Annotated in this window: 19 protein-coding genes; 10 read left to right on the top strand and 9 right to left on the bottom strand. The window is 68.5% G+C overall.

Features of this window, described 5'->3' with window-relative positions; translation table 11 throughout:
- Both AB0F41_RS28700 and AB0F41_RS28695 read left to right on the top strand, forming a co-directional pair.
- Positions 1–1,920: DUF5682 family protein (locus AB0F41_RS28700; RefSeq protein WP_357429180.1), on the top strand; the 1,920-nt coding region annotated here is incomplete at its 5' end.
- Entirely contained in the window at positions 1,917–3,095 is a 1,179-nt protein-coding gene (locus AB0F41_RS28695; RefSeq protein WP_357429178.1) for a VWA domain-containing protein, read from the top strand. The genes AB0F41_RS28700 and AB0F41_RS28695, both read left to right, overlap by 4 nt.
- A 90-nt stretch (positions 3,096–3,185) precedes the next feature.
- Here the strand turns inward: AB0F41_RS28695 and AB0F41_RS28690 are convergent, their stop codons facing one another.
- The 4 genes from AB0F41_RS28690 to AB0F41_RS28675 all read right to left on the bottom strand — a co-directional run bounded on the left by AB0F41_RS28690 (position 3,186) and on the right by AB0F41_RS28675 (position 10,608).
- Positions 3,186–5,702 (bottom strand): FtsX-like permease family protein, encoded by a 2,517-nt coding sequence (locus AB0F41_RS28690; RefSeq protein ID WP_357429186.1) that lies wholly within the window; start codon positions 5,700–5,702, stop codon positions 3,186–3,188.
- A gap of 85 nt (positions 5,703–5,787) precedes the next feature.
- Entirely contained in the window at positions 5,788–6,558 is a 771-nt protein-coding gene (locus tag AB0F41_RS28685; protein ID WP_357429176.1) for an ABC transporter ATP-binding protein, read from the bottom strand.
- Between the two features lie 262 nt (positions 6,559–6,820).
- Positions 6,821–8,704: a protein kinase gene (locus AB0F41_RS28680; RefSeq protein ID WP_357429174.1), complete on the bottom strand. Its 1,884-nt coding sequence runs from the start codon at positions 8,702–8,704 to the stop codon at positions 6,821–6,823.
- Between the two features lie 500 nt (positions 8,705–9,204).
- On the bottom strand, positions 9,205–10,608 hold the full coding sequence (locus AB0F41_RS28675; protein WP_357429172.1) for a protein kinase: 1,404 nt from the start codon (positions 10,606–10,608) through the stop codon (positions 9,205–9,207).
- A 110-nt stretch (positions 10,609–10,718) separates the two neighbouring features.
- On the opposite strand from AB0F41_RS28675, the gene AB0F41_RS28670 reads away from it, so the two are divergent.
- Positions 10,719–11,489 carry a deoxyribonuclease IV gene (locus AB0F41_RS28670; RefSeq protein WP_357429169.1) on the top strand — a complete coding sequence of 257 codons (771 nt, stop codon included), beginning with the start codon at positions 10,719–10,721 and terminating at the stop codon, positions 11,487–11,489.
- 116 nt (positions 11,490–11,605) lie between these two features.
- Positions 11,606–12,541: a TauD/TfdA family dioxygenase gene (locus AB0F41_RS28665; protein ID WP_357429167.1), complete on the top strand. Its 936-nt coding sequence runs from the start codon at positions 11,606–11,608 to the stop codon at positions 12,539–12,541.
- A 437-nt stretch (positions 12,542–12,978) separates the two neighbouring features.
- Here AB0F41_RS28665 and AB0F41_RS28660 read toward each other — a convergent pair whose 3' ends face one another.
- The 5 genes from AB0F41_RS28660 to AB0F41_RS28640 all read right to left on the bottom strand — a co-directional run bounded on the left by AB0F41_RS28660 (position 12,979) and on the right by AB0F41_RS28640 (position 18,118).
- Complete coding sequence (locus AB0F41_RS28660; RefSeq protein ID WP_357429184.1) at positions 12,979–14,103, bottom strand: MCE family protein; 1,125 nt, start codon at positions 14,101–14,103, stop codon at positions 12,979–12,981.
- Between the two features lie 304 nt (positions 14,104–14,407).
- Complete coding sequence (locus AB0F41_RS28655; RefSeq protein WP_357429165.1) at positions 14,408–14,893, bottom strand: glutathione peroxidase; 486 nt, start codon at positions 14,891–14,893, stop codon at positions 14,408–14,410.
- Entirely contained in the window at positions 14,890–16,116 is a 1,227-nt protein-coding gene (locus AB0F41_RS28650; protein ID WP_357429182.1) for a cytochrome P450, read from the bottom strand. The genes AB0F41_RS28655 and AB0F41_RS28650 overlap by 4 nt, the downstream gene beginning before the upstream one ends.
- A complete protein-coding gene (locus tag AB0F41_RS28645; protein ID WP_357429163.1) occupies positions 16,113–16,913 on the bottom strand; it encodes an SDR family oxidoreductase in 801 nt (266 codons plus the stop codon). Before AB0F41_RS28645 ends, AB0F41_RS28650 begins: the two co-directional genes overlap by 4 nt.
- Positions 16,913–18,118, bottom strand: coding sequence for a cytochrome P450 (locus AB0F41_RS28640; RefSeq protein WP_357429161.1), 1,206 nt, complete (start codon positions 18,116–18,118; stop codon positions 16,913–16,915). Before AB0F41_RS28640 ends, AB0F41_RS28645 begins: the two co-directional genes overlap by 1 nt.
- 310 nt (positions 18,119–18,428) lie before the next feature.
- Between AB0F41_RS28640 and AB0F41_RS28635 the strand changes: the two genes are divergently transcribed.
- The 6 genes from AB0F41_RS28635 (at position 18,429) to AB0F41_RS28610 (ending at position 24,294) form a co-directional block, all read left to right on the top strand.
- Entirely contained in the window at positions 18,429–19,898 is a 1,470-nt protein-coding gene (locus AB0F41_RS28635; RefSeq protein WP_357429159.1) for an aldehyde dehydrogenase, read from the top strand.
- Positions 19,899–19,995: 97 nt separating this feature from the next.
- Positions 19,996–20,745 (top strand): SDR family oxidoreductase, encoded by a 750-nt coding sequence (locus AB0F41_RS28630; RefSeq protein WP_357429157.1) that lies wholly within the window; start codon positions 19,996–19,998, stop codon positions 20,743–20,745.
- A complete protein-coding gene (locus AB0F41_RS28625; RefSeq protein ID WP_357429155.1) occupies positions 20,745–21,731 on the top strand; it encodes an NAD(P)-dependent oxidoreductase in 987 nt (328 codons plus the stop codon). The genes AB0F41_RS28630 and AB0F41_RS28625 overlap by 1 nt, the downstream gene beginning before the upstream one ends.
- Positions 21,731–23,197, top strand: coding sequence for an FAD-dependent oxidoreductase (locus AB0F41_RS28620; RefSeq protein WP_357429153.1), 1,467 nt, complete (start codon positions 21,731–21,733; stop codon positions 23,195–23,197). The genes AB0F41_RS28625 and AB0F41_RS28620 overlap by 1 nt, the downstream gene beginning before the upstream one ends.
- A gap of 18 nt (positions 23,198–23,215) precedes the next feature.
- A complete protein-coding gene (locus AB0F41_RS28615) occupies positions 23,216–23,794 on the top strand; it encodes a helix-turn-helix domain-containing protein (RefSeq protein ID WP_357429151.1) in 579 nt (192 codons plus the stop codon).
- A gap of 23 nt (positions 23,795–23,817) precedes the next feature.
- The gene (locus AB0F41_RS28610; protein ID WP_357429149.1) at positions 23,818–24,294 is read left to right on the top strand and encodes a nitroreductase family deazaflavin-dependent oxidoreductase; all 477 of its coding nucleotides are present in this window, start codon (positions 23,818–23,820) and stop codon (positions 24,292–24,294) included.
- Positions 24,295–24,382: the final 88 nt, after the last annotated feature.

The raw sequence follows: 24,382 nt of genomic DNA, 5'->3' as shown, positions 1-24,382 counted from the left end.
CCTGCGAGCGGGCGCTGCAGATTGCCGACCCCGGGTTCCGTCCGCTCCGACGTGGCCTCCGCACCGGCGACCGGTGCAGCGGCCGCCGAGCCGTCCGCCGACGCCACGTCCGGCGGCGAAGATGCCACCGGGACCGGCTCCGAAGCCGCGATGAACCCCTCCCCCGGCGTGGTCGTCGAACCTGCCGAGAGCTCGGGAATCGAGGGGGACGACCCCGCCCCGGAACCGCTGATCCTGGACCGGCACACCCTGATCCGCGAAGCGTATATGCGCCAGGTGCTGCGCAAGGCGCGCCGCGACGGCGCCCGCCGCATCGCGGTGGTGTGCGGCGCCTGGCACGCCCCCGCCCTGTGTGGTCCGCTCGGTCCGGCGATCGCCGACCAGCGCCTGCTCAAAGGGCTGCCCAGGGTCAAGGCGACGCTGACCTGGGTGCCGTGGACCCATTCCCGGCTCGCCGCCGCGTCCGGCTACGGCGCCGGAGTGACCTCGCCCGGCTGGTATCACCATCTGTTCACCGAAACCGCACGTCCCATCGCGTCCTGGCTCACGAAGGTGGCCCGCCTGCTGCGCGGTCATGATCTTCCGGTCTCCAGCGCGCACATCATCGAGGCCGTCCGGCTCGCCGACACCCTGGCGGCACTGCGCGTCCGTCCGCTGCCCGGATTGTCCGAGGTCACCGAGGCCACCCGGGCGGTGCTGTGCGAGGGCGACGAAACAGTACTGCGGCTCGTCGGCGACGAACTCGTGGTGGGCGAGGCCCTGGGCACCGTACCGGCCGACGCGCCGACGGTACCGCTGGAGGCCGACCTGCGCGCCCGGATACGCACGCTGCGGATGAAGCAGGAGGCCTTGACCCGCGCCCTGGACCTCGACCTGCGCAAAGAACGCGATATCGCCAAATCCCTGCTGCTGCACCGGCTCCGGCTCCTGGGCGTGCACTGGGGCACCCCGGTCACCGGAACAGTGCGCGCCACCGGCACCTTCCGGGAGAGCTGGGAACTGTGCTGGCAGCCGGAATTCGCGGTCCGGATCATCGAGGCCGCGCGCTGGGGTACCACGGTGCGATCCGCCGCCGAGTCGAAACTGCTCGATACCGCGGCCCGATCCGGCAGCGGTGTCACCGAACTCACCGAGGCGCTGGAGTTCGCCCTGCTGGCCGATCTGCCGGGCGCACTCGACGGCCTCATCCGGCGGCTCGATTCCGCCGCGGCCCTCGACAACGATCCGGCCCACCTGCTGGCCGCGCTCCCCGGACTGCTGCGCACGCTGCGCTACGGCGATGTCCGCGGAACCGATACGGCCGCCCTGACCCATGTCGCCGACGGCATGCTGGTGCGGATCTGCGCCGGGCTCCCCGCGGCGGTCACCGGGCTGGGCGACGATACCGCCGCGACGCTGCGCGATCGGCTCGACACCGTCACCGCGGCGATCCACACCCGCGATCACGCCGAATCCACGGATCGGTGGCTGGCGGCGCTGGCGCGAGTGGCGGAACGCCCGGATGTCCACGGTCTGCTGGTGGGCCGGACGGTGCGACTGCTGTGCGATGCCGGACGGTTCGATGCCGACGAGGCCGCGCGGCGGCTGGCGGCCGCGCTCTCGGTCGGGCATACGGCCGCGGCGAAGGCCGCATGGGTCGACGGTTTCGTGGGCGGGCGCGGAGTGGTGCTGGTACACGACCGGTCGCTGCTGAACCTCATCGACACCTGGCTGGCCGGCCTCACCGATACACAGTTCCTCGACGTGGTGCCGCTGCTGCGGCGCACCTTCGGCGCCTTCGAATCCGGGGAACGCCGCGCGCTCGGCGAAGCCGTCCGCGACCATCGTCCGGGCGCCGCCCCCGCAGCCACCGAAACCGATGCCGTGCGCGGCGGTCTCGTCCTGCGCACCGTCGCCGATCTCCTGGGAGTTCCCGTATGAGCACCCCCGCACCCGGCCGGGTCCCCGACGATACCCGGCTGCGCCGCTGGCGGCTCGTCCTCGGGTCCGCGGCGGACCCGGCGCTCGGCGAGCTCACCGGCGCCGAGGACAACGCGGTCGACAAGGCGCTCGGCGCACTCTACGACTCCCCCTCCGGCGCGGGACGCTCCGGCTCGGATCGCGCCGGCAGCCTGTCCGGTTCCGCGCCGCGGGTGGCCCGCTGGCTCGGCGATATCCGGACCTATTTCCCGTCGACCGTCGTCGAGGTGATGCAGCGCGATGCGGTGGAGCGGCTCGACCTCACTTCACTGTTGCTCGAACCCGAACTGATGGAGGCGGTCGAACCCGACGTCCATCTGGTCGGCACGCTGCTGAGCCTGAACGGGGTGATCCCGGAGCACACCAAAGCGACCGCCCGCATGGTGGTGTCCAAGGTGGTGAAGCAGATCGAGGAACGGATCGCCTCCCGCACGGTGGCGGCGGTGAGCGGAGCCCTCAACCGCGCCACGCGGACCTCACGGCCGAAACCGCGCGATATCGATTTCGACCGCACGATCCGCAAGAATCTCGCCAATTATCTGCCGGAGCAGCGCACCATCATCGCCGAACGGCTGGTGGGCTACGGCCGCCGCGCCCAGGCGGTGCACCGCGATGTGATCCTGGCGATCGACCAATCCGGCTCGATGGCCTCCAGCGTCGTCTATTCCTCGGTGTTCGGGGCGGTGCTCGCCTCCATGCGGTCGCTGCGCACCTCACTCGTGGTCTTCGATACCGAGATCGTGGACCTCACCGAGAAATTGGCCGATCCCGTCGATGTGCTGTTCGGCACGCAACTCGGCGGCGGTACCTATATCAACCGGGCCATCGCCTACTGCCAGACCCTCATCACCCGGCCCGCCGACAGCGTGTTCTTCCTGATCTCCGACCTCTACGAGGGCGGGGTCCGCGAAGAGATGCTGCGCCGGATCAATGCCATGAAAGAGGCCGGGGTCCAGGTGGTGGTGTTGCTGGCGCTGTCCGACGACGGCGCCCCCTCCTACGATCGCGAGAACGCCGCCGCCCTGGCGGCGCTCGGCGTGCCCGCGTTCGCCTGTACTCCGGACCGCTTCCCGGAGCTGCTCGCCGAAGCGCTGGATCGGGGCGATCTGCGGCACTGGGGTGCCGAGCCGCGTTGACCGCCGCGGACGTCCTCGGCGGGCTTTCGGGGCCCGGCCGGACCGTCCGGTCCATCCGGCCGGGTCGTGCCGACCCGGCCGGTGACAACGCTAGACGTCGGCGATGGCGGCCAGCGGTGGCGTGCGGGCGGCCCGGACCGCCGGCCACAGCGCGGCCAGGACGCCCACCACCGCGGAACCGATCAGCATGTACACCAACTGGTCCCACGGGACCGCGATCCGGTCCAGCCCCAGATCGCGCAGCGTGCGCAGGAATCCGACGCCGAGCCCGAGCCCGAGCACGGCACCGACGAGAGCGCCGAACACCGCGATCAGCATCGACTCCAGGTAGATCGTGCGGCGCACCTGGGACCGTTGCGTCCCGACCGCGCGCAACATACCGATCTCGCGGCGGCGTTCCACCACCGACAATGCCAGCGTGTTGACGATTCCGAGCACCGCGATCACGACCGCGAGCGCCAGCAGGCCATACAGGATCGCCAGCATATTGTTGATCTGCTTGGCGTTCTCGCCTTTGAATTCCTCGCGGTCCTGCACCTGAACGATCACGAATTCCTCGGTCGCCCGTTCCAGATCGGCGCGCATGGTCGTCAGGTCCGCCCCGGGCCGGCCCTTGATCAGTACCGCGGCGTCGGTCCGCATGGAGACCGGCATCGCCTTCTCGTAGACGCCGGAAGGTACGAGCAGCGGCCCCAGCACCGGCGAATCGGCGTATACCCCGGAAACCGTCAGCGGAACCTCGGTGCCGTCCATGGTGGTCACCGCGAGGCGGTCGCCGGGACCGACACCGTGTTGTTCCGCCTCGTCCGCACCCAGCAGGATCTCCGAATCGCCGAGCGTCGGCGCGCCGCCGACCATCTCGATGTTCACCACCTGATCCAGCGGGCCGTCGGGCGAGGTACCGAATTCGTCGTCGCCGTCGATCTTCAGAGCCACCCCGCGCAGACCCACCACCTGGGCGGCCTCGGGGACCTGCTCCCGCACCGCGACGCTCGCCCCCAGCGGTACTCCCATCATCGGAGGACCGGCCAGCACGTAATCGGCTTCGATACCCTGGTCGACCAACCGCGAGATACTCACCTTGGCGGACTCGCCGAGCATCCCGATGGCGGTGACCAGCATCAGGCCCAGCGTGAGCGCGAACGCGGTGGCGGCCGTGCGGCGCGGATTGCGGATCGCGTTGTTGCGCGCCATCCGCCCGACCGAGCCGAAGGGCCGGATCAACCAGCCCAGCCCGGCGAGCACCGGACGCGACAGGGCGGGCGAGGCGAACAGCACCGCGAGAATCAGGCCCAGCGCGCCGACCCCGACGATCGCGGCCGCGCCCCCACCGGTGTTGCGGGCGCCCAGCACCACCAGGACGACTCCCACGACCCCCAACATCACCCCGGCGATCGTCCGCTTGCGCAGTGAATCGCCCGCCGAGGCGAACTCCTCGCGCATGGCCTGCACCGGCGGGATCCGGGAGGCCCGCCGGGCCGGCGCGTAGGCGCTGACCACGGTCACCAGCAGCCCCACCAGGAAGGCCACCAGCACCGTGCGGGGCAGCACGGTCATCCGTCCGGTCGGCAACCCCAGGTCGAAGGTGTTCAGGACGGCGGCCAGGCCGTAGGCGAGGGCGATACCGGCCAGCAACCCGAGGATGCTGCCGAGGATGCCCACGATCAGTGCCTCGCCGACCACCGAGCGGCCCACCTGCCCGCTGCTCGCGCCGACGGCGCGCAGCAGCGCCAGTTCCCGCAGGCGCTGCGCCACCAGCATCGAGAAGGTGTTGTAGATGATGAAGGTGCCGACGATCAGCGCGATCGCGCCGAACGCGAGCAGGAAGTAGTTCAGGAAGTTCAGCGCCTCGGAGATCTCGGCCGCCATCTCCGCGCGGACCTGGTCGCCGTTCTGCGCCTTGTAATCCGGATAGAGCATGGACAACCGGTCCCGCAGCGTATCGGCGGAAGTACCGTCGGCGGCATCGATATCCAGGTAGGCCACGTGCGAGCCGTCGGTGAACAACTCGCGGGCCTGCGCTTCGCTGAACTGGACTCCGATGAACCCACCGGTGTCCGAGGGCGGCGCGTAGATGCCGGTGAGCGTCACATCGATCGGACCGCCGTGCGAGGGCACCAGCACCTTCGTGGTCTGCCCGAGCGAGAGTCCGGCGCGTTCGGCGGCGCCGGAGTTGAGAGCGATCTGCCCCGGTTCGGCCGGCGGGGTGCCCGCCACGAACGGATCGGGTTCGGCGACCGCCCGGTCCGGCGGCATATAGGCCTGACCCCAGCTGGGGGCGCCGCCGGTCTGTATCGCTTTCTTGCCGGTGGGGTCCAGCAGAACCACCGAACCCTCGATACCCGGCGCCACCGTCCGCACGCCGTCCATGGCGGCCACCCGGTCCGCCACGTCCTGGGGGATCCCCGGCGACTGCCGCTCCTCCGGGCTCAACCGGACATCGACACCTTTGGCCTCGTTGGCGAATATCCCGTCGAAGGTGCGCTGCAGGGTGTCGGTGAAGACGAACGAGCCGGAGATGAAGGCGGTGCCGAGCACCACCGAGAGCAGGGTGAGTACCAACCGGACCTTGTGTGCGGCGAGATTGCGCAGTGCGACCCTGCGCATGGGGTGTGCGGCCACTACCGCCCCTCCTGAATCGCGCGGGAGGATCCCGCTACCCGGCCGGCGCGAACCTGCGTACCTGCGCCGGTCACCGGACCTCCAGTGCCTTCATCCGGTCCAGCACACTATCCGCGGTCGGGTCGCGCATCTCGTCGACGATCCGGCCGTCGGCGAGAAAGATCACCCGGTCGGCGTAGGCGGCGGCGGTGGGCTCATGGGTGACGATGACCACGGTCTGACCGAATTCGTCCACCGCGGCGCGCAGGATCGAGAGCACCTCGCCGGAGGAGCGGGAATCCAGGTTGCCGGTGGGTTCGTCACCGAAGATGATCTCCGGTTTTCCGGCCAGCGCCCGCGCACAGGCCACCCGCTGCTGCTGGCCGCCGGACAGTTCGCTGGGCCGGTGCCCGAGCCGGTCGGTGAGGCCGAGCCGTTTGAGCACTGTCTCGAGCCATTCGGAGTCGGGGGTCCGGCCGGCGATATCGAGTGGCAGGGTGATGTTCTCCAGCGCGGTGAGGGTCGGCACCAGGTTGAACGCCTGGAATACGAATCCGACGCGGTCGCGGCGCAGGGCGGTCATCTGTTTGTCGGACAGGTCGGTGAGTTCGGTGTCTCCGATACGCACGGCACCGGAACTGGCCTCGTCCAGCCCGGCGAGACAGTGCATCAGCGTCGATTTGCCGGAACCCGACGGCCCCATGATCGCGGTGAACTCCCCGCGGGCGAAATCGACGGATACCGCATCCAGCGCGGTGACCCGGGTGTCTCCGGATCCGTAGACCTTGGTCAGTTCGAGGGCGCCGGCGGCGACGGCGGAGGCGGGCCCGGCCGAGTCCGCTTCGACAGCGTGAGCAGTCATGGGTCCAGTCTGTCGGGCCGCGGCGAGCGGCGCCATCCGGGATCGCCCTGACCCGGGGTAGGCCCCGGGGTGGCGCGGGCTACGCGCGGCGGATGACACCGGAGGCCACCCGGAGCGGCGGGAACGGCCGGCGCACCGCTGCGGGTACTCATCCCCTGGTGGGGACCGCTCGACCGGGCCGGGATACGAGAAGCGCGCACCCGGGTAAGGGTGCGCGCTCGCTCGTACCGTCACCGCGATGCGGGCGCCGGGCAGCGGCCGCTCAGTTCAGCGGAGCCGCCTTCCACCAGGTCAGCATCTCGTCGATGGTGCCCACGATGCCGTCGGTGTACATGATGTACTGGCCCCGCTCCGGATGGTTGGTGAACACGGTGACCATCTTCGGGCCGTCGCTGTCCCATTTGTAGTTGGTGTAGGTGCGCCCGCCGCTGGTGTCGTTCGACTTCTCGGCGGTCGCCGGCAGACTCTTCACCACCGAGTCCACCTCGGCGGGGGTTTTGTAGGCGTAGATCCGGTAGAAGGGATCCTCGTTGTCGGCGCCCCCGTAGCAACGCCACTGCCAGGCCCATTTCCCGAAGTCCGGTTCGCCGTCGTCGGGGCTGGGCGTATAGCTGTTGTCGGTTTCCCAGCATTTGGCCCCGTTGTAGCCGATTTCCTCGGCGGTGGTGGCGGGTACCAGTCCGGGGAATTCCTGGCTGATCGAATCCGCTGTCGCGGGGACCGGGGCGACGCTGGTCTGGGGGCTGGTGCCGGCCGTGGTTTCGGTGGGCCCTTCACTGCCGCCGCTACCGGCCACGGCGACCACACCGATGACGATGCCGACCAGCACCACGACACCGATACAGATCGCGGCGATCAGCCCGGTGTTCGATTTGGCCGGCGGCGGCCCGCCCGGCGAAACCTGCCGCATCGGCTGCGGGTAGTTGCTCGGCTGGGTGTAACCGCCGCTGCCGTATGGCTGACCCATCTGATTGGTGTAGCCCTGGGTGGCGGGGTAGGGCTGACCCTGGACCCCCGATCCGTACGGCTGACCCTGCTGAGCGCCGCTCTGGTACGGCTGACCCTGCTGGGCACCGCTCTGGTGCGGCTGTCCCTGGATTCCCGACGGATACGGCTGTCCCGGCTGGGCGCCACTGGTGTAGGGCTGACCCTGTTGGGCGCCGCCGGTGTACGGCTGCGCCTGCGTACCGGCGTAGGGCTGAGGCGCGGACGTACTCGGGTACTGGTTCACGCCGCTGGGATATCCGGCGTTGGACTGATAGGTCGGCGCCACTCCGGTCGGCGGCAGCGCCTGCGGGATACCGGGCGAACTGGGCGAGGCCAGCGCCTGTTTGGCGGCCTCGGCGAATTCGGTACACGAACTGAAACGGTCGTCGGGACGTTTCGCCATGGCCTTGGCCAGCACCGAATCCAGCGACGGCGGCAGCTCGGGGCGGGCCGCGCTCAGCGAGGGCGGCGGCGACTGCAGATGCCCCTGGATGACCCCGGCGGGGTTGGTCGCGGTGAACGGACCGCTACCGGTGAGCAGCCAGTACAGCGAACAGGCCAGCGAGTACTGGTCCGAGCGATGATCGAGGTCCGCGCCGGTGAGCTGTTCGGGCGACGCGTAGGCCAGGGTGGCGGTGAAGGTGCCGGTCTGGGTGAGGTGCCCGGTGTCATCGCGCAACCGCGCGATACCGAAATCGGTGAGGTAGACGCGTTCACCGCGTCCGCCGGTCGAACGGGCCAGCAGGATATTGGCCGGTTTGACGTCGCGGTGCATCACTCCCATACCGTGGGCGTAATCGAGTGCGGCCGCCGTTTCGGCGATGATCTGCACCCCCCGCTCGGGCGGCAGTTTCTGCGGATCCACCGACGCGGCGTCGATACCATCGATGTACTGCATCGAGATCCACAGCTGCTCGTCCTCGAGCCCGCGGTCGTAGACCGTGACGATATTGGGGTGATCGAGGCGGGCTACCAGGTCGGCCTCCCTCTCGAACCTGGCGCGCACCTCCTTGTCGAAGAACATTTCCCGGTTCAGCAGCTTGAGTGCCGTCATCCGCGGCAGTCGCGGATGTTTTGCCAGGTAGACCGAGCCCATCCCACCCCGGCCGAGTTGCCGGTCGATGACATAGCCGGCGAAGACATCGCCGTTGGCCAGCATGGTTGCTCCTAATTCCCGCCCCGCCACCGGGACCCACCGGCGCGCAAGCATAGACGAAAAGCGTGGTCGGACCGTATCGGTCCGGACACGCGAAATCATCGAAACCATAGCAGCAGTCGTTATCTCGCCGAGGGTTCTCACCGGACCGCGTACCCGCCCGCAACACGACGGCTACGCGTACGCCATCCACGCCGGTCGGGCGCCGTCCGGCCGCCGCCACAGCGCGGCCCAGGTGTCCGGCGGCGGGCCGCCCGAACCGCCCGGCGCCGGGCCGCCCCAACCACCCGACGGAGCCGCCCCAACCGCCCAGCGGCGAGCCGCCCCAACCACACCACGGAGCCGCCCAACCATCTGGAGGCGAGCCGCCCGGCCACCGTAGGCGGGCCACCCCGACCGCCCGCGGCAAGGCCACAACAACCATCTGGAGGCGAGCACAACAACCATCCGCGGGCGGGCCAGGACCGACCATCCGGCGCCGGGCTCACCCGACGCGGGCAGCGCTAACCGCTCGGCGGCGGACCACCTGTTCCACCCGGCGGCGGCCCATCTGAACCACCGGGCGGGCCCCCTGATTCCGATGGATGGCCGCCCGGGTGCGGGGGCGTACCGGGCACACCGGGGCGCCGCGGGAAGGCCGGCAGGTCGATCATCGCCGAATCGGCCGGTGCCGGGCGGTGCGGATCGGCGGGGCGGCGGTTCCCGTGCGGCCCGGGACCGCCCACCTGGTAGGCGGTGCTCGGCGCGGCCGGCCGGCGCACCCCCGGGCCCGGCATCCGGAACTCGCTCGACGCGGGCCGGGGCGAACCGGCGTTCGGTTGCCGGTGGTCACCGGGTCCGGACCGCCGGCCGCCCGGACCGGGCTGCCCGTGGTCGCCGGCGGGATGACGCGGCGGTACCGCTCCCGGCTGCCGGTACTCGGTGGACCGTGGCGGTGCGGGCGCACCCCGCGTCCCGGGCTGTCCGAACTCACCGGAGCCGTACGCCGGCGGCCCGCCCCGCCACGGCGCCGGGTACCGCGGATCGGGGCGTAACCGCACTCCGGGGCCGGGCGCTCGTGGGCCCCGGGGCGCCGCTCCGCGCACCGCCTGTTGTGCGGCCACCGAGAATTCGGCGCAGCTGAGGAACCGGTCGGCGGGGTTCTTGGCCAGCGCGCGGGCCAGTACCTCGTCGAGCGCGGGCGGCAGGCCCGGCCGGATCCGGCCGACCCGCGGAATCGGCGCCGTCAGATGGGCCTGGATGAGTTCGGCGGGGTTCTTGCCGGAGTACGGCCCCGCCCCGGTGAGCAGCCAGAACAGGGTGCACGCGAGCGAGTACTGGTCGCCGCGGTGATCGAGTTTGGCGCCGGTGAGCTGCTCGGGGGCGGCGTAGGCCAGGGTCGCGGTGATGGTGTCGGCGGCCGCGATGGTCGTTTCCGCGTCCCGCACTCCGGCGATCCCGAAATCGGTGAGCAGCACCCGTTCCGGCTGCCCGATCGGTGGTTTCGCGAGCAGGATGTTGCCGGGTTTCACATCGCGGTGCAGAACACCGTTGGCGTGCGCGAAGTCCAGGGCGATACCGGTATCGGCGATGATCTGCACAGCGCGGCGGGGGTCCAGAACGTGCAGATCCACCAGGGAGGCGTCCGATCCCGGTACGTACTGCATCGAGATCCAGAGTTGTCTGCCCTCGGCGCCCCGGTCGTACACGGTGACGATATTGGGATGCTCGAGCCGGCCCGCCAGTTCGGATTCGCGTTCGAAGCGCTGCCGGATCTCCCTGTCGGAGTACAGCTCCGGGTTGAGTAGTTTCAATGCCACCAGCCGCGGCAGCCGGGGATGCCTGGCGAGGAAGACCATGCCCATGCCCCCGACACCGAGCCGCCGCCGGATGGCATAGCCCGCGAAGTCGTCACCAGGCTGGAGCATCGCCGATTTCCCCCTCGTCGGGTCGTTCACGATTCTACCGGTGTATCTTCCCGCACCGCCCGGCCGCAACACCCGGGCCGGCTGTCGGTGCGGGCCGATACTCTGACCGTATGCGCATTGGAGCACACGTCCGAATGGACAGCGACCCGATCGGGTACGGCGAGAAACTCGGTGCCGATGTCATCCAGCTGTTCGTGGTGGACCCGCAGAGCTGGGATAAACCGAAGCCGCATCCGGCCACCGAACAGATCCTGGCCAGCGAGATCGACGTGGTGGTGCATTCCTCGTATCAGATCAATGTGGCGAGTACCAACAACCGGCTGCGGATGCCGTCGCGCAACGCGGTGGCCCAGCAGGCGAAGGCCGCCGCGGAGATCGGCGCGTTCGGGCTGGTCGTGCACGGCGGCCATGTCCGGTCCGACGAGGAGATGGAGACCGGGTTCGACAACTGGCGCAAACTCTTCGAACGCCAGCAGGACAAGGGCGGCTTCGCGGTACCGATCCTGATCGAGAACACCGCGGGCGGTAATCACGCGATGGCCCGGCATTTCGACAATATCGGCCGGCTGTGGGACGCGGTCGGCGAGTACGGCGCCGGATTCTGCCTGGATACCTGCCACGCCTGGGCGGGCGGAGAGGAACTGGTGGGCGTGGTGGAGCGGATCCGCGCGATCACCGGCCGCATCGACCTGGTGCATCTCAATTCCTCGCGCGACGCGTTCGATTCCGGCGCCGACCGGCATGCCAATTTCGCCTCCGGCACCATCGACCCGGAACTGCTCGCGGAGGTGTGCCGTACCGCCGACGCCCCGGTGGTCCTGGAAACCCCGGGCGAAGGTATGGCCGACGATCTGGCGTACCTGCGCGAACACCTCGGATAGCGGAGGGCAGGCGGCACTCGTTGTGATCAGCGCGACCGCAAATCTGTTCGGCGAGCGGGCGCGATGGTGTGCTCGGGACTGCGAAAACATCCGCTCGCCCAACCCGTGAGGTGCCCATGACGACCGAAGCCACTCTCCCCGCCACCCTGCCCTCCGTGGTCAAGCTCGGCTCCCGGATCGGAGCACGGATCGACGGGGTCCGCCTCGCCGGCGACCTGGGTCCGGCGGTCGTCGAGGTGATCCGCAAGGCGCTGGTCGAGCACAAGGTGATCTTCTTCCGCGATCAGGATCAGCTGACCGAGGACGGTCAGTACGAATTCGCCGAACTGCTCGGCAGCCCCACCACACCGCATCCGACCGTCACCTCGCACGGTGAGAAATCCCTGGCCATCGACTCCGAGTACGGCAGCGCCAACAGCTGGCACACCGATGTGACCTTCGTGGACCGCATCCCGAAGGCGTCGATCCTGCGGGCGGTCACGCTGCCGTCGTACGGCGGTTCCACCACCTGGGCCTCCACCGTGGCCGCCTACGATTCGCTGCCGGGACCGCTGCGCGAACTCGCCGAGAGCCTGCGCGCGGTGCACACCAATGTCTACGACTACGTGGGCCGGCACGGTCAGCAGCCCGGCGCCAAGGCCCGCGAGCACCGCGCCGAATTCGAGTCGAGCCTGTACGAAACCGAGCACCCGGTGGTGCGCGTCCATCCGGAGAGCGGCGAGCGGGCACTGCTGCTCGGTCATTTCGTGAAGAATTTCGCCGGTTTCTCGAGCACCGAATCGCAGACCCTTTTCCGGCTCTTCCAGGATCGGGTGACCCGGCTGGAGAACACGGTGCGCTGGGATTGGGCGCCGGGCGATGTGGCGATCTGGGACAACCGCGCGACCCAGCACTACGCAGTCAACGATTACGACGACCAGCCCCGCCGGCTCACCCGTATCACCCTGGCCGGCGATATCCCCGTGGGCGTGGACGGACGTACCAGCACGGTGATCACGGGTAACGCGGAGCACTATTCGGTGATCGATCAACCGCGCCGCCTCGCCTCGTGAGCTGTCACACCGCCGGTGTTCCGCCCCGGCCGTGCGGCCGGGGCGGACACTTCGCCGGGTGCCGGGCGGGCGGCCGCGGACCGCTGCACGGCCGGGGCGCCGGGATGAACCCGAGTGCTGCGGGCCCGCGGCGGATAGGCCACACTGGTGCCCATGAACTACCGGCCACCGACCGATCTGCCCGTCGATACCCCGAATGACCCGGTGGCCAACCCCGGCAGCGACCGCATCCGGCGTTTCCCGGGGAGCCTCGCTTGAGGCGGCGGCGTACGCCCACGGCGCCCCGGGGACGTAGCAGGGCCGAACTGCGCGCCCCCGCGCATCGCCGTCCCACGGTCCATCCGAACCCGGCCGGGCTCACCGATAAACCGTGCGGCGGGGTGATGTGTGTGCGGCGCGGTCCGGGGCAGCCCGACCCACAGCGCTGATCGAGCAGGTCAGCGCATCCCCGGCAGACTCCCGAACAGGAACTCGAACACCGTGGGATGGTTCTGGTAGATCCTGGTCGACGGGATGAACGGATGCACCTCCGAGGTGTCGGTCACCAGATAGTCGGCGTGACTTCCGGGCACCCGGTCCAGCACTCCCTCACAGGTCGGCCCGCCGGTGGCGTTCACCTTGGGCAGATCGTTGGGGTACTGGTAGGCCTCGGCGCCGTACATGAAGCTGGCGTTGAACGAGGCGCCCGGGTTACGCCCGCCGAACAGATCCTCGGCCAGCGGCATCGCCTTGGCCAGACCGCCGATGACACAGGTCAGCGTGGGCTTGTAGGTGTTGAGCAGTTCGGTGGTGGGTCGCAGCAGGTCCAGCGCGGTGCCGAGGTTCTGTTCGTTCTCCGTCAGCACCGCACCGGTGGTGTCGGCCAGGCCGATGGTGTCCAGCAGCAGCGCGTCGAAGTTCTGCTCGTTATCGGTGAGAGTGCCGCTGAGGGCGGTCGCGTTGTCCACGGTCCGCAGCAGATCCGGCGCGGTATCGGCATAGAGGTTGGTGACCGCGGCGCCGGCCTGGAAATCGTGGCGCAGCGCCGGGATGCTCGGATTGATCTCACGCAGCAGCCGGTCGGCGTCCACCAGCAGGTCCCCGAGTTCGTCACCGCGGCCCTGCAGGGCGGTGCCCAGCGCGGTGAGGGTCGCGTTGAGTTTGGCCGGTTCGACCATCTCCAGGACTTCGGTGAGCCGCTCGAACAGGGTGTTGAACTCGACGGTCACCGATTCGCCGCGCAGCACCTGACCGGGTTGCAACCGGCCCGCGGGGTCGGCGGGCTCGACGAAGTTCACGTATTTGGCGCCGAACACCGTGGTGGAACGGATATCCACGAGAGCGTTACCGGGGACGAGCCCCATGAGACCGGGGTCGAGGTCGAGTTCCAGGCGGACCTGCCCGTTCTCGGATTCGACCGTGCCCACCCGGCCGATCTGCGCGCCCCGGAATTTCACTTTGGCGTCGGGGTCCATCACCAGCCCGCTGCGCGGTACCACCACCGCCACCTGCTTCTCCGGACTGAAACCGCCGAAGAACATCGTCAGCGAGACGGCCACCGCGGCGACGAGCACCAGGACCATGGCCAGCGCGGCCAGCTTGTATCGCGCGAAGTCCCAGACCGTGCGCAGCGCCGTGCGTTCGTCGGTGCGTATGGGTACCACCAGTCACCTGCCTTGCGACGTTCGGCACCCCGGCGTGCCGAACTAGACCGGAATTATGTCCAGACAGCTGTCCATGTTATGGGTGATTCAGGCCGGACGGGCGGTTTTCGCCAGATGGGTCCGGATCTCGCGCAGCATTGATGTTTTCGCAGGTAAAAGTGAAAAAGGCCCGTTCACCACGGGCCGGTGAACGAGCCTTGATCATAGGTCCTCAATGCACGTGTCAGAGAGCTTTCTCGATAGCCGCGACCAGCGTGTCCGCATCCGGTGTGATGGTCGGGCGGAACCGGCCGGCCACCGTTCCGTCCCGGTTGATCAGGAACTTCTCGAAATTCCACTGCACATCGCCGGCCGCGCCCTCGGCGTCAGGGGTCTCGACGATCTCCCGGTACAGCGCATGCCTCTCGTCGCCGTTCACATCGGCCTTCTCGAGCAGCGGGAAATCCACGCCGTAGGTGGTGGAGCAGAACTGTTCGATCTCCTCGGCGCTGCCCGGCTCCTGGCCCATGAACTGGTTACACGGGAAGCCCACCACGCTGAAACCCCGGTCACCGTAGGTCTTCTGCAGTTCGACGAGGCCGGTGTACTGCGGCGTGAGCCCGCATTTGGACGCGACGTTGACCAGCAGCACCGCCCGGTCGCCCACCAGGTCGCCCAGCGTGGTCTGCGCACCGGCCAGCGTGTTCACCGGAATATCTCGGACGTTCATTCGTAGCGCACCTGCCAACTCTTGATTCCGTTGATCCACCCCGATCGCAACCGTACCGGATCGGAGACCGACCGCAGGTCGGGCATGGCGTCGGCGATCGCGTTGAACATCAGATCGATTTCGAGCCGGGCGAGATTTGCCCCCACGCAGTAATGGGTACCGGTGCCGCCGAAACCGACATGCGGATTGGGGTCGCGCAGGATGTCGAAGGAGAACGGGCTCTCGAAACCGGCCTCGTCGAAATTGGCCGAACTGTAGAACAATCCGAGCCGCTGACCTGCCTTGATCTCCTGCCCGCCCAGTACATGATCCTCGGTGGCGGTGCGCTGGAACGCGGTCACCGGGGTGGCCCAGCGCACGATCTCGTCCGGGGCGGTGCGCGGACGCTGCTCCCGGTAGAGCTCCCACTGTTCCGGATTGTCCACGAAGGCCTTCATCCCGTGGGTGATGGCGTTACGGGTGGTCTCGTTCCCGGCCACGGCCAGCAGGATCACGAAGAACCCGAACTCGTCGGAGGCCAGCCCGTCGCCGTCGACATCGGCGTTGACCAGCTGCGTGACGATATCGTCGGCCGGACACCCCCGCCGCTGTTCGGCCATATTCCACGCGTAGCCCAGGATCTCGGCCGAGGCGACCGTGGGGTCGCCGTACTCGGGATCGTCGTAGTTGAGCATCTGATTGGACCAGTCGAAAACCTTGCGCCGATCCTCCTGCGGGACACCGAGCAGTTCGGCGATCGCCTGCAGGGGCAGTTCACAGGCGACCTGGGTGACGAAATCACCGCCGCCGGATTTCTTCGCCTCGTGCACGATCCGGTGCGCGCGCTCGGTCAGCGCGTCGCGCAGACCTTCCACCGCCCGGGGCGTGAACCCCTTGGCGACGATCCGGCGCACCTTGGAATGCTTGGGCGGATCCATATTCACCAGCAGGGCGCCGGTCAGCGCCATCTGATCGGGTGTGATGTCCCCGGGCAGCCGGACGATGGAGCCCTTCTGCTGCGAGGAGTAGCGCTCCGGGTTACGCGATAGTTCCTTGACGTCCTCGAGGGTGCTGACCACCCAGTACCCGCCGTCGTTGAAACCGCCCGACGCCTCATCGGTCTGGGCGTTCCACCAGACCGGCGCCGTTTTGCGCAGCAGCGCGAATTCCTCGACCGGGCTGCGCTGTTCCCACAGGCCGGGGTCGGTGAAATCGAAACCAGGGGGCAGTGCGGTTGTCATCAGGAGTCCTTTCCTTCACCCGGCAGCGGACGCAGCGGCGCCTCGGGCTGCACCTCGACCAGCACCAGATGGGCGCCCCGCGGGGTCGTGACGACCGCCGCGACCGCGCGGGCCATATCGCTCGCGCGCAGCATGTACGGGTGCCGCGCCAGGCCCCAGGACTGCCACGATTCCAGCAGCGGGCCCACGACCTCGGGTTTGGCGTTCATCCCCATACCGGTGACCGTGGGGCCGGGCCGGACCAGCGAGGCCCGGATGCCGGTGCCCTCGAGTTCCATCCGCAACTGCCCCACCATGGCCTCGACCCCCGCTTTGGCCGCGCTGTAGGCGCCGTTCCAGGGCCGCGGCGCCGGGGCGCAGTCGGAGCTGATGAGCACCACATCGCCGCGGCGGCGTTCCAGCATTCCCGGCAGCACCGCATGCGCCATCCGGTGCGCGCCGATCAGATGGATCTGCACCTGGTGCGCGAAATCCGCGGGATCCATATCCTGGAGCAGGCCGAACTCGATATCGCCCGCCCCGGAGATCAACACCTCGGTGGGGCCGATCGCGGCTTCGGACGCGGCGACGAACTCGTCCACCGAGGCCTGATCGGTGACGTCGAGCCGGTGCGCGAACGCGGTTCCGCCGTCGGCGCGGATCTTGCCGGCCAGCTCCTCGAGAATCTCCACGCGGCGCGCGCCGAGCGCGACCGGATGTCCCTGCGCGGCCAGTTCCACCGCGGTGGCGGCGCCGATACCGGACGACGCGCCGGCCACGATGGTGGGCCGCTTCTCGGGATGGGGTTCGAACCGGGGCATTACCGCACCTCCACGGAGATCGGGAGCTTGGCGAAGCCCCGCACATTGCTCGAGTGCACGCGCTCGAATTCGTTTTCGTGCACCCGGTAGGACTGCACGCGCGCGGCGAATTCGCTGAGCGCGACAGTGGTTTCCAGCCGGGCCAGATGGGCGCCGAGGCAGAAGTGCACGCCGGCGCCGAAGCTGGCCAGATTGCCTTTCTCGGCGCGGTCCAGGTCGTAGCTGTCGGGATCGTCGAAAACCTCGGCGTCCCGGTTCGCCGAACCGATCAGCAGCAGCACCTTCGACCCGGCCGGGATCACCCGGCCGTGGTACTCGAGGTCCTCGGTGGCGGTCCGCGCGACGATCTGGCTGGAGGTGTCGTAACGCAGGGTCTCCTCGACCCAGTCCGATACCCGCTCCGGATCGGCCACGACCTTGGCGTACTCCTGCGGGTTGCGACCGGCCCAGTACAGCGCGTTGCCCAGCAGTTTGGTGGTGGTCTCGTTCCCGGCCACCACCATCAGGAACATGAAGCCGATGATCTCGTCGTCGGTGAGCCGGTCACCGTCGATCTCCGCGTCGAGCAGTGCGGAGGTGAGGTCGTCGGACGGATTCTCGCGCCGCCGGGCCACCATGTCCGCGTAGTAGACCACCAGATTCAGCGAGGCCTCGATCGCCGTATCCGGCACATCGGTGACCCCGTCCTCGCGGTGCATGACCATATCGGCCATATGACGGATCTCGTCGCGGTCGGCCGCGGGAACGCCCATCAGTTCGGAGATGACGTCCATCGGCAGTTTGCCGGCGAAGTCCTGGATCCAGTCGAACTCGCGGCCTTCCAGCGCGGGTTTCAGGTATTCGAGGGTCAGTTCCCGGATGCGGTTCTCCATATCGGCGACCCGCTTGGGCGTGAACCCCTTGAACACCAGTTTCCGCATCCGCATATGCCGGGGGTCGTCCATGGCCAGGAACGACATCGTCTTATGGGCGTGCGGTCCCCAGGCGGCGGGGTCGAGGGAGACCCCGTTGGCATTCGAGAGCCGGGTGGCGTTACGGAACCCCTGCGTCACATCGGCGTGCCGGGACAACGCGTAGAAGTCGAGTTCGGCGTTGTAGTAGAGCGGTGCCTCTGCGCGCAGCCGGGCATAGATCGGGTACGGATCCTCGTGGAAGGTGTAGTCGTACGGGTCGAATGTCACCGGCTCCAACGATGCGGCCGTCATCGGACCCACCTCTGTTTCGATAACGAGTTCTCGCCGGGCGCGGCCCACCGGCCGCCAGGGAGAGACACATAGCTGGACATGTGTCTGGACGGTACCAGCGGCAGGCCCTCGCGACAATGATGGTACGCGAATTGACTGCTCAGACGCATGATGTCGAGGAAAATCGGAGATCATCCCGCAGGACCACCCCCATCCGTCCCCACTTTCGGGCACGATCGCATCGAGCACGCGTGATGGAACCAGTTCTTGCACTCGGGAAAGATTCCGGACTATATTCCATACACCTGTCCAGACAGTATTGGGGTCTTTCATGAACAGTCTTCTGCCCGGCGACAGTTCCCGACTGCTGATCGGCGGCAGCCTCCTCGCCGGCGGCAACGGCGTGTTCGACAATGTGAACCCGGCGACCGAAGAGGTCATCGGCACCGCGGCCGATGCGGACGCCGCCGATATGAACGCCGCGATCGCCGCCGCCCGGACCGCCTTCGACGAGACGGACTGGTCGCGTGATCACGCCTTCCGGGTCCGCTGCCTCGAACAGCTGCAGGCGGGCCTGAAGGCGCACGCCGAGGAGCTGCGGGAGATCACCGTCGCCGAGGTGGGCGCTCCGATCATGTTCACCAGCGGTCCGCAGCTCGAGGGCCCGGTCGAGGATCTGAGCTTCGCCACGAAGCTGGCCGCGAACTACGAATGGGAAACCGAGCTGGGCGTGGCCGCGCCGATGGGGATCAGCACCCACCGGGTGCTGCGGCGCGAGGCGATCGGTGTGGTCGGCGCGATCACCCCGTGGAATTTCCCGCATCAGATCAACTTCGCGAAACTGGGTCCGGCGCTGGCAGCGGGGAACACCGTCGTCCTCAAACCGGCCCCCGACACCCCCTGGTGCGCGGCGGCGCTCGCCTCGATCATCACCGAGGAAACCGATATCCCGCCCGGGGTGGTCAATATCGTCACCTCCTCCGATCACGGGCTGGGCGCGCAGCTCTCCGGTGATCCGCGGGTCGACCTGATCAGTTTCACCGGCTCCACCGGCACCGGCCGCGCCGTGATGGCCTCGGCCGCGGCCAACCTCAAGAAGACCTTCCTGGAACTGGGCGGCAAATCGGCGTTCATCGTGCTCGACGACGCGGATCTCGCCACCGCGGTGAGCTACGCCGGGTTCTCCCTGTGCGTGCACGCCGGTCAGGGCTGTGCCCTGTCCACCCGCCTGCTGGTGCCGCGGAACAAATACGACGAGGCGCTGGAGGCCGCCGCGAACACCATGCGCGGTATCCGTCCCGGTGATCCCACGAACCCCGGCACCGTCTGCGGTCCGGTGATCTCCGACCGCCAGCGCACCCGGGTACTCGGCTATATCGACAGCGCCCGCGCCGACGGCGGGCGGATCGTGGCCGGCGGCGGACGCCCGGCCGAGCACGACCGCGGTTTCTACGTCGAACCCACCGTTATCGCCGATCTGGACAACAGCGCCAAGGCCGCCCAGGAGGAAATCTTCGGACCGGTCCTGGTGGTCCTGCCCTACGACGGTGACGACGATGCCATCCGGATCGCCAACGATTCCCCGTACGGCCTGTCGGGCGCGGTCTGGGGCAAGGATCCCGAGCGCATCCGCCGGGTCACCGATCGGGTCCGCACCGGAACCCTCGGCGTCAACGGCGGTATGTGGTACAGCGCCGACGCGCCGTTCGGCGGATACAAACAGTCCGGTATCGGACGTGAGATGGGTGTCGCCGGATTCGAGGAGTACCTCGAGACCAAACTCGTCGCGACCGCGCAGTAGGCGCCGGAAACCTCGCTCGACCGGCGCGCGCGGACGCGCGGCAGAGCACAAAAGTACTGACAACCACAGCTTTCCCGAACACTGAGGAGCTCATCCCATGGCTCGTTTCACCGGCAGGACCGCCATCGTCACCGGCGCCGCCCGCGGAATCGGCGAGGTCTACGCGCAGGCGCTGGCCGCCGAGGGCGCGTCGGTCGTCGTCGCGGACCTCAACGAAGAGGGCGGCACGGCCGTCGCCGAGAAGATCGTCGCCGACGGCGGTACCGCGTCGTTCCATACGGTCGACGTCTCCGATCCGGATTCGGCCAAGGCGCTGGCCGATTTCACCGTGGAGAAGTACGGCAAGATCGACCATCTGGTCAACAACGCCGCCATCTACGGCGGGATGAAACTCGATCTGCTGCTCACCGTGCCGTGGGACTACTACAAGAAGTTCATGTCGGTGAACCTGGACGGCGCGCTGGTGATGACCCGCGCGGTGTGGGAGAACATGGCGGCGAACGGCGGCGGTTCCATCGTCAATCAGTCGTCCACGGCGGCCTGGGTGTACTCCGGTTTCTACGGTCTGGCCAAGGTCGGTATCAACGGCCTCACCCAGCAGCTGGCCACCGAACTCGGCGGCTCCAATATCCGGGTCAACGCGATCGCGCCCGGGCCCACCGATACCGAGGCCACCAAGACCACCACGCCCGAGAACATGGTGAAGGACATGGTGAACCGGTTGCCGCTCAAGCGGATGGGCACACCCGACGATATGGCCGGCGCCCTGCTCTACCTGCTGTCCGACGACGCCTCCTGGGTCACCGGGCAGATCTTCTGTGTCGACGGCGGTCAGGTGATCCGCTGATGACCGCGGAGACCACCGGCGGCACCCGGGTCGGGTTCATCGGCCTGGGCGATATGGGCGCGCCGATGGCGAAGAAACTGCTGGACTGGTCCGGTGGTCTCACCGTCTGCGATACCCGGCCCGAGGCCGTGGAACCCTTCACCGCCGCGGGCGCCCAGGCCGCGGGCAGCGCGGCCGAACTGGCCGCGAAATGCGGCGTCATCTGTATCGCGGTGGTCAACGACCGGCAGGTCCGCGCCGTACTGACCGGGGAGAACGGGGTGCTGAGCACCGCCGCGCCGGGCACCGTGGTGGCCGTGCACTCCACCATCGGCGACGAATCCGCCGTGGAATTCGCCCGGCTCTGCGCCGAACGCGGAGTGGAACTGGTCGACGCACCGATCAGCGGCGGCGCCGCGGGCGCGAACAGCGGACGGCTGGCCGTCATGATCGGCGGTAGCGAGAGCGCGGTCGCCGCGGTTCGCGCACCGTTCGCGTGCTTCTCGGATCTGGTGGTGCACGCCGGTGCGGTCGGCGCCGGCACCCGGATGAAACTGGCCCGCAACCTGCTGCATTTCATCTCTTTCACCGCGGCCACCGAATCGCAGCGGCTGGCCGAGGCGGCCGGGCTCGATATCACCGCCCTGGGCAAAGTGGTCCGGCACTCCGACGCGGTGACCGGCGGAGCCGGCTCGATCATGCTTCGCGACACCACCGCGCCCATCGAGGACGGCGATTTCTGGCTGCCGATCCTGACCCATGTGCGCGAACTCGGCGAGAAGGATTTGTCCCTCGCACTGGAACTCGGCGACCGGGTCGGGGCGCAGTTGCCGCTGGCCGCGCTGGCGCTCGATCGTCTCGGCGACGGGCTCGGTGTCGGGCAGGGCGAGATCTCGGCCGCCCGGCCCGGGGCCGGCTCCGCTCAGCGGGACGGCGACGGTCCGGCCGCGGCCGGACATGGCACCATCGCCGCTGTCACGCGGGACGACAGTAAGGAATCCGAATAATGGCCGACCCCACCACCCTCCGCCCGTTGTCCGCCGCCGAAGTCTCCGGCTGGGACCGCACCACCGATGTGGTGGTGGCCGGCTACGGTATCGCCGGTGTCTGCGCCTCGATCGAGGCGGCGCGGGCCGGAGCCCGGGTGCTGATCCTGGAACGCACCAGCGGCTGGGGCGGCGCGGCCGCACTGGCCGGCGGATTCATCTATCTCGGTGGCGGCACCCCGCTGCAGAAGGCGCTCGGTTTCGACGACAGCCCGGAGAACATGGAGAAATTCATGACCACCGCACTGGGCCCGGGCGTGGACGAGGCGAAGATCGCCGATTACTGCCGCGGCAGTGTCGAACACTACGAATGGCTGGTGGCCAACGGCGTGCCCTTCAAGGCGGAGTTCTGGGGTGAACCCGGCTGGGAGCCCCCGCACGACGAGGGCCTCATGTACTCCGGTGGCGAGAACGCCGCCCCGTTCAACACCGTCGCCGACCCGGCGCCCCGCGGTCATGTTCCGCAGATGTCGAACAAGCGGACCGGTTCCAAGGGCGGCGGCTACATGCTGATGAAGCCGCTCGCCGAAACCGCCGAGAAACTCGGTGTCACCGCGGAATACGACACCCGTATCCAGCGGCTGATCGTCGACGGCGACCGCGTCGTCGGAGTGGTGGCCAAACAGTACGGCAAGGAACTGACCATCCGCGCCGAACGCGGAGTCGTACTGGCCACCGGTAGTTTCGCCTACCACGATCAGATGATCGAAGGTTTCGCGCCGCGGCTGATCGGGCGCCCGGGCGCCGCGATCGAGGAGCACGACGGGATCGCGATCCGGGTCGCCCAGGCACTCGGCGCGGACCTGGCCCATATGGACGCCACCGAGGTCGCCTTCTTCGGCGACCCGCAGATGATGGCGCGCGGGATCCTGGTGAACGGCCGCGGGCAGCGCTACGTCCCCGAGGACACCTACCCGGGCCGCATCGGCCAGATGACACTGTTCCATCAGGAGAATCAGGCGTATCTGATCATCGGCGAGGCCGCCTACGAGGAATCGCTGACCACCGAGACCTCGACGCCGTTCTTCCGGCAGCCGCCCACCTGGGCGGCCGAGACGATCGCCGAACTCGAATCCGATATGGGCCTGCCCGAACTCGCGCTGCAGTCCACCGTCGAGGTGTACAACAAACACGCCGCCACCGGCAGCGATCCGCTGCTCGGTAAGAAGCCGGAGTGGACCAAACCGCTCGAGGGTCCCTTCGCCGCCTTCGATATGCGCGGCTTCACCGCGGGATTCACCCTCGGCGGACTGCGGACCGATCTGGATTCGCGGGTGCTGCACGTGAACGGGGAACCGATCGCCGGACTGTTCGCCGCGGGTCGCTGCACCTCCGGTGTCTGCGCGGGCGGCTACGCCAGCGGGACCTCGCTCGGCGACGGCAGCTTCTACGGCCGCCGGGCCGGGATTGCGGCCGCGAAGAACTGAAACGGTACATTCAGACACATGTCCGAAGGTGAACCCGTCGTCGTGGAGGCGACCCGTCGACGCCTGTCCGCGAAACAGGCCGATACGGTCGACAAATTGACGAAGGCAGCGGTGGAGGTGCTCACCCGCGAGGGATTCGCGGGGATGACCATCCGGATGGTCGCCGCCGAGGCCGGCGTGGGCACCGCCACCGCTTACACCTATTTCTCGTCGAAGGAACATCTGGTCGCCGAGATCTTCTGGCGGCGCCTGGTAGCGGCGGAGTCGCCGGCGAGCGAGGATCCCGATCCCACCGTGCGCGTGGTGGCCGAACTGCGCGCCATCGCCATGCTCGTCGCCGACGATCAGGAGGTCGCCGGTGCGGTGACCAGTGCCCTGCTGGGCCGCGATCCCGATGTGGCCCATCTGCGGGCCCGGATCGGACTGGAGATCCGCACCCGGATCGAACGCGCACTCGGCTCCGATGCCGACCCGGAGATCGTGGTGTCGTTGGAACTGGTCTACGCGGGCGCCCTCGTCCGCGCCGGAATGGGTTACGCCTCCTACGCCGATATCGCCGACCTCATCGAGAAATCGGCGCTGTTGATCCTGCACTGACCAGCTAGAGAAAGCCCGAGAGTATGGACCGCCCGAAGCAACTCGATTCCCCGATGGTCACGACGATCATCAAGTACATGTCCAAGGTCAACACCTGGGCATACCGCCGCACCGGCGGGCGGATAGGCGGCACCTGGCGGGTCGGGGCGGGGCTGCGCAAACCGGTTCCCACCCTGCTGCTGAACCATATCGGCCGCAAATCCGGGAAACCGTTCACCGCCCCGCTGCTGTATCTGCGTGACGGCGAGGACATCGTCATCGTCGCGTCCCAGGGCGGGCTGCCGAAGAACCCGCAGTGGTACTACAACCTCGTCGCGCAGCCGGATACCACCGTGCAGATCGGCAAGGAACGGATCCCGGTGCGGGCCCGGGTCGCCGACGACGCCGAACGCGACCGGCTGTGGCCGAAACTGCTCGAACTGTACGCGGATTTCGACAACTACCAATCGTGGACCGAACGCCGTATCCCGGTGTTCGTCCTGAGCCCGCGCACTGCCTGAACCCACCGCGACTGCGTGGTTCCCGCCGAACCGCTCGGGTCCGGCGGCCACGCGAGCGCGACGTATCGCGGTCCGCGGCGGCGCCCCC

The sequence above is a fragment of the Nocardia sp. NPDC024068 genome (genome assembly GCF_040638875.1).
Taxonomy (GTDB): Bacteria; Actinomycetota; Actinomycetes; order Mycobacteriales; family Mycobacteriaceae; genus Nocardia.
The sequence above is the reverse complement of the archived record's forward strand: the minus strand, read 5'-3'. Positions and strand labels throughout refer to the sequence as shown.